Source organism: Bradyrhizobium sp. STM 3809, from assembly GCF_000239795.1.
GTDB lineage: Bacteria > Pseudomonadota > Alphaproteobacteria > Rhizobiales > Xanthobacteraceae > Bradyrhizobium.
The window spans coordinates 20,258-28,865 of sequence record NZ_CAFJ01000668.1 but is presented as its reverse complement, the minus strand read 5'-3'; the positions used below and the strand labels follow the sequence as shown (position 1 = coordinate 28,865).

10 protein-coding genes are annotated in these 8,608 nt (G+C 67.7%); 5 read left to right on the top strand and 5 right to left on the bottom strand.

The window, feature by feature from the left end; translation table 11 throughout:
- On the bottom strand, window positions 1-1,484 hold a 1,484-nt coding region (locus tag BRAS3809_RS29610; RefSeq protein ID WP_035659354.1), incomplete at its 3' end, for a hypothetical protein.
- A gap of 278 nt (window positions 1,485-1,762) precedes the next feature.
- On the opposite strand from BRAS3809_RS29610, the gene BRAS3809_RS29605 reads away from it, so the two are divergent.
- From BRAS3809_RS29605 to BRAS3809_RS29585, 5 genes are read left to right on the top strand one after another with little or no spacing between them, the layout of a single operon-like run.
- Window positions 1,763-2,656 carry a peptidylprolyl isomerase gene (locus BRAS3809_RS29605; RefSeq protein ID WP_008965695.1) on the top strand — a complete coding sequence of 298 codons (894 nt, stop codon included), beginning with the start codon at window positions 1,763-1,765 and terminating at the stop codon, window positions 2,654-2,656.
- Window positions 2,653-3,633 (top strand): HupE/UreJ family protein, encoded by a 981-nt coding sequence (locus BRAS3809_RS29600; protein ID WP_008965694.1) that lies wholly within the window; start codon window positions 2,653-2,655, stop codon window positions 3,631-3,633. Before BRAS3809_RS29605 ends, BRAS3809_RS29600 begins: the two co-directional genes overlap by 4 nt.
- A gap of 17 nt (window positions 3,634-3,650) precedes the next feature.
- Complete coding sequence (locus BRAS3809_RS29595; protein WP_008965693.1) at window positions 3,651-4,262, top strand: HupE/UreJ family protein; 612 nt, start codon at window positions 3,651-3,653, stop codon at window positions 4,260-4,262.
- Window positions 4,259-4,879 carry a HupE/UreJ family protein gene (locus BRAS3809_RS29590; RefSeq protein ID WP_008965692.1) on the top strand — a complete coding sequence of 207 codons (621 nt, stop codon included), beginning with the start codon at window positions 4,259-4,261 and terminating at the stop codon, window positions 4,877-4,879. The genes BRAS3809_RS29595 and BRAS3809_RS29590 overlap by 4 nt, the downstream gene beginning before the upstream one ends.
- A 44-nt stretch (window positions 4,880-4,923) precedes the next feature.
- Window positions 4,924-5,415, top strand: a complete 492-nt coding sequence (locus BRAS3809_RS29585) for a prepilin peptidase (RefSeq protein WP_035659352.1) — start codon at window positions 4,924-4,926, stop codon at window positions 5,413-5,415.
- Window positions 5,416-5,431: 16 nt separating this feature from the next.
- Here the strand turns inward: BRAS3809_RS29585 and BRAS3809_RS29580 are convergent, their stop codons facing one another.
- Genes BRAS3809_RS29580 through BRAS3809_RS29565 form a run of 4 tightly spaced genes read right to left on the bottom strand, consistent with a single transcriptional unit; the run spans window position 5,432 to window position 8,608 of the window.
- Entirely contained in the window at window positions 5,432-6,040 is a 609-nt protein-coding gene (locus BRAS3809_RS29580) for a general secretion pathway protein GspN (RefSeq protein ID WP_035659348.1), read from the bottom strand.
- Window positions 6,040-6,597 carry a type II secretion system protein GspM gene (gene gspM, locus BRAS3809_RS29575; RefSeq protein ID WP_008965689.1) on the bottom strand — a complete coding sequence of 186 codons (558 nt, stop codon included), beginning with the start codon at window positions 6,595-6,597 and terminating at the stop codon, window positions 6,040-6,042. The genes BRAS3809_RS29580 and gspM overlap by 1 nt, the downstream gene beginning before the upstream one ends.
- A complete protein-coding gene (locus BRAS3809_RS29570) occupies window positions 6,594-7,670 on the bottom strand; it encodes a PilN domain-containing protein (RefSeq protein ID WP_008965688.1) in 1,077 nt (358 codons plus the stop codon). Before BRAS3809_RS29570 ends, gspM begins: the two co-directional genes overlap by 4 nt.
- Entirely contained in the window at window positions 7,667-8,608 is a 942-nt protein-coding gene (locus BRAS3809_RS29565) for a type II secretion system minor pseudopilin (protein WP_008965687.1), read from the bottom strand. Before BRAS3809_RS29565 ends, BRAS3809_RS29570 begins: the two co-directional genes overlap by 4 nt.

The window sequence follows — 8,608 nt, the reverse complement described above, 5'->3', positions numbered from 1 at the left end:
GCGATCGGGCCGGTGATGTCGCCGGTGATCAGATCGACGTGGTCGAGCGAAGGCTTGTTGAGCGGCTGCTTGATTCCGACCGGCAGCAGCAGCGGGTTGTTGAAGCTGTACGGGCTGTTGTTCATGGCCGGGACGGTCACTTCCATCTCGAGCACGATCTTCTCGCCCGGACGCACGACCAGCGTCTCGCCCATCGTCTTCCAGTCGTCATCCCACTCGCCCTTGGCGCGGAACACCATGTCGGAGCCGATGATCTGAGCGTTCACCGAATAGGAGTTGCCCGAGCGCATGCCGTCGATGATCGACTGCTGGTCGAAGCGACGCTCGTTCGGAACGTAGAGGCGGGTGTACTCGCCGGGGATGAAGTCCGCCGTGGTGCTGGCATCGCGCGCACCGTAGACACCGCGGCTGTGCCAGTCGGAGCTCTGGAACACGAAGATGTTGCGGCCTTCGCCGAGCAGGCCGTCCCACAGGCCGCCGACCTTGGCGGTGTAGATGCCATGCATGCCGTAGGTGCCGCCGCCGACCGCGCCCGACTTGTACGAGCCGGAGCCGCCGGTGATGCCGCCTTCGGCCATGTGGCCGGGAGCCTCGATGCCGAACGCCACCGTCGGGCCGGCATTGTTGAAGTCGCGGAAGTGTTCGATGTTGTAGCCGGCGGTACCGGTCGCATTGAACGGTCCCTGGCGCTCGGTGTGGGTCGGGATCGCGTAGGACTGCAGCGGATACTTCGCCTGCAGCCAGGTGATGCCGGCGAGAGCCTTGCCATGACCGGCGGTGCCGGAGTTGTTCACGTTGTCCTTGCCGGTCCAGATCGGATTGTTGCTGGCATCGACCGGACCGATCGCGTCGGTGTCGGCGCGATCATAGCGGTACTCGAATTCGGCCATGTTGTCGGCATTGCCGTAGCCGCGCGGGTTCTGGCCGGCGATGACCGCGACGTCGGTGTGCTCATGGCCCGGAACGATCCATTCCAGACCTTCGACCAGCACCTTGTTGTAGGTCGCGGTGCGCGCGACGATGGTCGGGTACTCGATCTCCTGGATCGACTGCCAGCGCCACATCGTGGCGTTCGTGCCGGTGCCGTTCGGCGTGCCCTTCAGGCTGCTGATCGTGATGCCGTCGATGGTCTTGCCGAGCGTCTGGCTCCAATAGGTCGTGGTGTTGTCACCGGGGATATTGGCGCTGGCGTCGCTGAAGCGGCAGTCGCGGTTGCCCGAGCCGCCGTGGTTGCCGAGCGTGAACCAGTCGAGGTCGAAATTGTTGCCGCCGGCCGCCGCGGTGCCCTTGCCGACCGCGCGGTCGATCGAATAGCCGGCCGCGACCGAGCCGTCGGTGCAGGTGTTGTGATTGTGCATGTCGCCAGCGACATACGGATTGTTCTTGCTGGTCTCGCCCCAACGCTCGCCCGCGTCGGCGCTCTGCGACAGCGCCAACGACACCGAGGCCGCTGTCAGCAGGATTTTCTTGGCAGATGGAACCATGTCGTCGCCCCTGAAGAATTCGATCGAGTTCAAAATCGTGATGACAGCGCCAGTCATGCGCCGTCTTGTCGCGCGCCGACCAAACCAAAACTCGGAGACAGTTTGTTGAAGGATTTATTTTTCCGGACATTGCTCCACGACCATCGCACCGCGGAGCGCGTACGAAATTTTTATGACATCGCCGATTGCCCGGTGACAACGCCGAGGGCGGCATTGCATATACGCGCCCGCGCCTCGAGCGCGGTCTGAACTGTAAATAAGTGATGTCAGCTCCTGTCATGTCGAACGCGGCGACCTTCGAGAGCGCCTCTGCAGGCGCCAATCCGCAAGATGGCCATCGTGAGCTGCAGGGCCGGAGCGATGCGTCACCGCAGACATCGGGCGGCTTGCGCCGGCTGCTCCGGGAGCCGCTGCTGCACTTCCTCGTTCTCGGCGGTCTCATTTTTGCAGCGGACGCCATCCTGCATCCGCCGGCCAAGGACGAGAAGGTCATCACCGTGACCAAGGCGTTGCGCCAATCCTTCATCGATACGTTCGACGAGGACAAGCAGCGCGTCCCCAGCGAGGCCGAACTGCAGAAGATGACCGAGGCCTGGGTCGCCAGCGAGATCCTCTACAGAGAGGGCAAGCTGCTCGGCGTCGATCGCGGCGACGAGATGATCCGCGACCGGGTCGCCTTCAAGCTGCAATATCTGATCTTCGACCAGGTCCGCGTGCCGCAGCCGACCGACGAGCAGTTGCGCACCTGGTTCGCCGAGAACCGCGCGCGATTCGACGAGCCCGAGCGTGTCAGCTTCTTCATGACGCCGCCGAGCGACGAGGCGACGGCCCGGCGCAATCTCGACGACATCCGCGCGCAGCGTGAAACCGAGGAGTTGCGCGACCAGACGCGCGCCATTCTCGATCGCCCCGTTCCGAGCCTTGCCGACGGCTTCGGCGCCGGCTTCCGCGACGGACTGCTGAAGATGCCGTTCGGGGAGTGGACGCTGCTGCACTCGAAGGACGGCTGGCATGTCGTCCGTCTCGATGCCCGCAAGCCCGGCGTGCCGGCCAAATTCGAGGATATCCGCGACGAGGCCGCCAAGATCTGGCTCACCGACGAGACGCGCAAGCAGGCCTGGGAGGCGGTGAACCGGCTCAAGGCCAACTACACGATCAGGTACGAGCCGTGAGCGGCTGGCGCGCGCTGATCCTCGTGCTGCTCGCGCTCGCCGCGCCGCTGCTGGCGCGGCCGGCCGCGGCGCATCAGGCGACGCTCGCCGTGCTCGAATTCCGCGAGATGCGCCCCGGCATGTATATCGGGCGCTGGACGACGCTGCCGAAGGATGGCGAGAACCGCATCGAGCTCAAGATGCCCGCGCATTGCTTCCTGCGCCTGCCGGAGCTGAATTGCGGCGACAAGGGGCTCGTCGGACAGATGACCATCGCCAATCTCGGCGAGGATCTGTCGGCGGCCATCATCCGCGTCACCTCGCTCGACGGCGAGACCAAGAGCTACACGATCTCGGCGGCCAACCCGGTCGTCACGGTGCTCGGCACCGGCGCGCCGACGCTTCAGACCTGGCTCGAGCTCGCCAGGACCTATGTCAATCTCGGCATCGACCACATCCTGCTCGGCGCCGATCATCTGCTGTTCGTGCTTGGCCTGATCTGGATCGTGAAGGGCGGGTGGCGGCTGTTCCAGACCATCACGGCGTTCACGGTCGGACACAGCGTCTCGCTGGCGGCGACGGCATTCGGATGGATCGGCGTGCCCGAAGCGCCGCTCAACGCCTGCATCGCGCTCAGCATCGTGTTCGTCGGCGTCGAGATCGTGAAGCAGCAGCGCGGTGAGATCGGACTCACCGCGCGCTATCCCTGGGTGGTCGCCGTCAGCTTCGGCCTCGTGCACGGCATCGGCTTTGCGAGCGCGCTGGCCGGCCTCGGCCTCGAGCGGCGCATCCTGCCGGCGGCGCTGCTGTTCTTCAATGTCGGCGTCGAGATCGGACAGATCCTGTTCGTGATGCTGGTGCTCGCGTTGATCTGGGCGCACCGGCGGCTCGGCGCCGTGATTCCGAGCTGGGGCGCGGAGCTGCCGGCCTATGCGATCGGCTCGGTGTCGATGTTCTGGTTCCTGGGCCGCCTCGTGCGCGTGCTGGCGGCGGCATGACAACACAGAGAGCGACGATGACCTGCCGCAAGATCATGCACAGCACAGCGACCATCGCGCTGTTCACGGCGCTGAGCGCGAGCCCATCGCTGGCGCATGAGCAGAGCGGAGTCGGTGGCGGGCTCGCCAGCGGATTGCTGCATCCGCTGACCGGGCTCGATCACCTCGTGGCCATGGTCGCGGTCGGCATCTGGGGCGCCCAGCTCGGCGGGGCGGCGATCTGGGTCTTGCCGATCGTGTTTCCGCTGGTGATGGCGTTCGGCGCGGTGCTCGGCATCCTCCACATCGGCCTTCCCGTCCCCGAGCTGGTGATCGCACTGTCCGGCCTGATCCTTGGGCTCGCCGTCGCGCTGCGCGTCCGCGTGCCGTTTGCTGCGGCGGCAGGGATCATCGCGATCTTCGCCATCTTCCATGGTCATGCACATGGCGCCGAGCTGCCGGGCTCGGCGAATCCGCTGGCCTATGGCTGCGGCTTCGTGGTCGCGACCGGCCTGCTCCATGCCTGCGGCATCACCATCGGCGCGCTCGCGCGCTGGCCGGGCGGCGAACGCATCATCCAGGGCGTTGGCGCGGCGATCGCCGCGCTCGGCGGCTACTTCCTGGTCGCGAGCCTCGGAGTGGCGGCATGAACACGCGGCTGCGAACGGCATTTCTGGCTTCGCTGGTGCTGCTGACGCACAGCCAGATCGCGGACGCGCATATCGTCTCGGCGCGTCTCGGCGACTTCTACGCCGGCGCGCTGCATCCGCTCATGACCTTGCAGGACGTGCTGATCTGGGCCGCGCTCGGCCTGCTGGCGGGATCGATCAGCGCGGCGAGCGGCCGGTGGCTCGTTCTGGTGTTTCCGCTCGGGCTCTGTGCCGGGCTCGCGTTGGCGGCGCATGCGGGCCTCGGCACGCCGTCCCCGCTGATCGATGCGGCGACCATCCTCGTTCTCGGCCTGCTGCTGGTCGCAGCGTTGCGCATTCCGGTCGCCCTGCTCTGCCTGATCGCCTTCGCGCTCGGCGTGATGCGCGGCGCGGTCAATGCCGGCGAGTTGCTGCCGCAGACCGACCGGCTGCTCTATGCCGCGGGTCTGGCCAGCGCAGGCTATGTCGTGATCACGCTCGTGATGGCGCTGGCTTTGAGTTTCCGCCGTCCCGAGACCGCTGCGGTCTCGAGCTGGCGCGGCATCGCGGTTCGCGCTGTCGGCGGCTGGGTCGCCGCGATCGGCCTGATGATGGCGGGACTATCGCTGGCGCCCTGAGCACGGCTATGCTGCGGTCACCGAGCATCGATGTTCTGAACCACGTGACCGACGCCATCGCCATCATCTGCATCATCGTCCTGGCCCTGACCTCGGCCGGCCTGATCTGGACCGACCTGCGCGACGGCCTGCTGCCGGACTGGATGAACGCGCTGGTGGGCGTCAGCGGCTTTATCCGGACCGTCGCGCTCTCCGATGTTTCGCAAGCCTTGTGGGACAGCGCCGCCGCCCTCGCCGTCGGCGCCGCGCTGCTGCTGCTCCGCCGGCTGTATGCGATGATGCGCGGGCGGCAGGGGCTGGGGCTCGGCGACGTCAAGTTCCTGATGGCCGCGACGCTCTGGGCCGGCCTGCCCGGCTTGCCGATCCTGCTGCTCCTCGCGACGACAACAGCGCTCGTCGCCGTGCTCGTCCTGCAGATGCGCGGCCGACAAATGAGCGGAGAGACCGCGTTGCCGTTCGGCCCATTCCTGGTGGCCGGCCTCCTCGCCGTGCTCGTCCTGCAGGCCTATGGAGGCGATTGGATGCTCGCCTCGTGATGTTGGCTTGCGCTGATCAGCGCGCCCGGCGCGCCATCCGCTCGCGAGCGGCCGGGGGCGCCGGCGCCACGCCCGCGGTCTGCAGATCACCGTCTCCGGGCTGCGGCATCGGCAACGTCACCGTCTCCCCGTCCTTCCGCAACGTCACCTGCCGCGATTTCACCGACTGCAGCAACCAGCCCTCGTGTTCGGCGCCCAGCCGCAGGCGCAGCGAGGCCTGGGAGGATGGATCAAGAAAGATGCCGAAGCTCTCATCATCGGACACGACCGTGCCGACGAGCTGCAGGGTCGGCCGCTCCGGCTCTCTCGGCGGGGGCGGCGGCGGCTCGCGCGTCGCGATGACGGGCGCTGCGATGGCCGGCGGAGGGCGTCGGGACGGTGAGAAGATCGGACGATCGCGCGTCGCCGCGAGCGTGTCGAGTGGAATGGCCCACAGCGGATTGATGCTCCTGGCCGCCGATTCCGCCACAGCCGCACGTGACGCGGGCTGCGAGCCGGAATCCTCGCGCGCAGGCGCGACCAGCTCGGGCGGATCGCCTTGTCCGGACCAGGCGAGACCGGCAGAGCCGCTGAGCAGGCCGGCCAGGACCAGCGCGATAGCGCGTGAGCTCAGAAACGACCGCATCACATCTGTCCTTGCCATTGCCCGGAGACGGTGACGAGCACCCGCAACCGCCCCGTCCCACTCGCCGCCTCCGCGACCGATTGCTGCACATGCAGCTGATCGACGAACAGGAACGGCAGTCCAGCCTCGAGATCATAGAGCAGCTGCTGCAGCGCCGGCTGCTCGAGCTCGCAATTGGCGACGACGCTGATCAGATTGGTGGTCGCGCGCGGCGCCGGCAGATCGACCTGCGTCGACACCACATTGCCGCCGGCCTTGGCGACCGCCTCGGTGAGACGCTGCACCAGCGCGGCACCGGCGATGGTGACCGTTCTCCCCTCGACGAACACCGAGCCGCCCGGCGCCGCAACGCCTCCGACGGCCGCCCCCGTCCGCTTGCGGCCCGAGAACTGCGCCAACTGCGCGCTCAAGTCGCTGAGCTGCTCGCGCTTGGCGGCGAGGTCGATGATGGCCGAGGCGCCCAGCCAGACCAGCGCCAGGATCGACAGTGCGTAGACCAGTGCCGCGACCACGGGCGAGCCGACAAAGATTCGGCGCAGCGGTGCCAGCCGGCTCATGCCTTGTCTCCGAAATAGGCGTTGATGCGCGCCTCGATATGGAAGCGCTCGCCCGCTTCCCCCGCCGTCCGCGTGGTCGGCGCGTAGAAGGTGGCGCGGCTGAATTGCGGCGACTGTTCGATCAGGCGGATCAGCGCCGGCGCGTCCTGGGTGAGGCCGGAGATCTGCAGCCGGTCATTCTCGATGTGCAACTCGGTCACATAGGTGCCGTCCGGCAGCACCTTCGACAACGTGTCGAGCACGATGACGCTGGCGGGGCTGGTCTGCTTGCGCTTCGCGAGAAGCCCGTCCGCCGCCATCGCGGCCCCGATCGCCGGCCGCAACGCGGCGCGCAATCGCGTGACCTCCCCCTGCGCATCCTCGATCTCGCGATCGAGATATCCGCCGACCAGCGTCGTCGCGACCAGCAGCACCGCGATGGTCGCGGCTACCGAGATCCACCCGAGCTTCAGCACGCGCCCGAGATCGCGGCCGCCGGCGAGCGACGACCGCAGCGAGGACTTGAAGACCTGGATCGGCGCAGCGTCGCCAGCACCAGCCTCGGCGAGGACGACCACTTTTGCGGCACCGACCGCGTCGGCAAACGCCCGCAGCGGCTGGAGCCGCGAGCGCGGCGTCGCGGCGAGCGTGAGCGAAATCCGATCGCCCGCTGCAGCCTGCGGAGCGCTCACGCCATAGAGCACCTGATCGAGCGTCCACGGCGTGAACCTGCCGATCTGGGTGCGGATCATGCCGTCGAGAAACGGCTCGGCCTGCCTGGGAAAATCGAGCGGCCGGACCAGGACGGTCGCCGCGGCCAGGTGAACCTCCATCGCGCAGCCGCGCAGCAGGCGCAGCCACTCGGCAGAAAGTTGCGCGCGCGCATCCTGCCCCGCAAGACTGATCACAGCCGGCGGTACCGCCGGCTTGCTTTTCGCTGGCGCCTGCACCGTCAGCACGACTTGGTCCGGCGCGCCATAGCGGATGGTGACGTGCGGGCGCCTTAGCTGGCGGTCGGCCGCCGCTTCGACAGCGACGGCGACCGACGCCGTCCAGGCCGTCAGCCCATGCTCGATGGTTTCAGTGAGCTTCATGGCATCCATCGCGCCAGCCGCGCGTCCCTCGGTTGCGGTCCCTCATCCTGCCGCGCAAGCAGCCGGTACGGCTGCTCACCGCCGCCCGGCACGATCACCGCTGTCGCCGCATGCTGCAGGCCGCCGGCGGGGCAAACGACGATGCGCAGGCGCACGGCCTTGCTCCTGCCCTTGGCGGCGTCCTTCGCGGCCGGGCCCAGCATCTTGGCCAAGCCATCGGCATCCTGCGGCGACGACGTGCGCGAGTTGAGGAAGTCCTTCAGAATGAGCGGCGTCATGCCCGGCAACGCCGCAACCACCTCGGTCGGCGCAATCGTCGGGTCGATGCCCGGTGAGCCGTTGAAGACGGTCACGAGCGGCAGCACCCGCTCGACCAGCGGCGCGGGCAGACCGAGCACGAGGCCGAGCTCGCCGACATGGGCGAACGGCGCCAGCCGCGGCACCCGCTTGAGTCCCGCGGCAGCGTAGCGCGCCTCCTCGGCCATGGCCTTCGCCGCATCGGCCGGCTTCGACCGCCAGGCCACGACCCGCTCGGCATATTCGGCAGCTGCATCCCTCTCAGCGCCGACCGCGACAAAGAGATTTTCCAGCATCTCCTTCGAAGCAGTGTTGAGATCGATCCGCGCCGCTTCGCTCACATACGTGACGGCAATGTCGTTGCCGCCGAGCATGACGTGGAGGCTACCCTGTTTCGGCCGGTCCTCCTCCTTCGCCGACAGCAGGCGATAGGCCGAGAGCTCGATGCCGGCCGAGATCAGCGCGTCGGCCTCGACCGCTTCGTCCTCGAGCCGGAGCAGGCGCGCCGAGCTGCCCAATTGCTGCGACACGATCACGACGAGCGCCGCGAGCGCAGCCAGCATCCATAGCGCCGCGATCAGGATGAAGCCATCCCGTGCGGCACGATCGCGCTGCGATCCCTGGATTGGACGACGCTGCAT

What these genes read in the sequence shown, in the direction of transcription:
- BRAS3809_RS29605 (WP_008965695.1), top strand. Translation starts at nt 1,763, where the DNA reads ATGTCGAACGCGGCGACCTTCGAGAGCGCCTCTGCAGGCGCCAATCCG.
- BRAS3809_RS29595 (WP_008965693.1), top strand. Translation starts at nt 3,651, where the DNA reads ATGACCTGCCGCAAGATCATGCACAGCACAGCGACCATCGCGCTGTTC.
- BRAS3809_RS29590 (WP_008965692.1), top strand. Translation starts at nt 4,259, where the DNA reads ATGAACACGCGGCTGCGAACGGCATTTCTGGCTTCGCTGGTGCTGCTG.
- BRAS3809_RS29580 (WP_035659348.1), bottom strand. Translation starts at nt 6,040, where the DNA reads ATGCGGTCGTTTCTGAGCTCACGCGCTATCGCGCTGGTCCTGGCCGGC.
- gspM (WP_008965689.1), bottom strand. Translation starts at nt 6,597, where the DNA reads ATGAGCCGGCTGGCACCGCTGCGCCGAATCTTTGTCGGCTCGCCCGTG.
- BRAS3809_RS29570 (WP_008965688.1), bottom strand. Translation starts at nt 7,670, where the DNA reads ATGAAGCTCACTGAAACCATCGAGCATGGGCTGACGGCCTGGACGGCG.
- BRAS3809_RS29565 (WP_008965687.1), bottom strand. Translation starts at nt 8,608, where the DNA reads ATGCAGCGTCGTCCAATCCAGGGATCGCAGCGCGATCGTGCCGCACGG.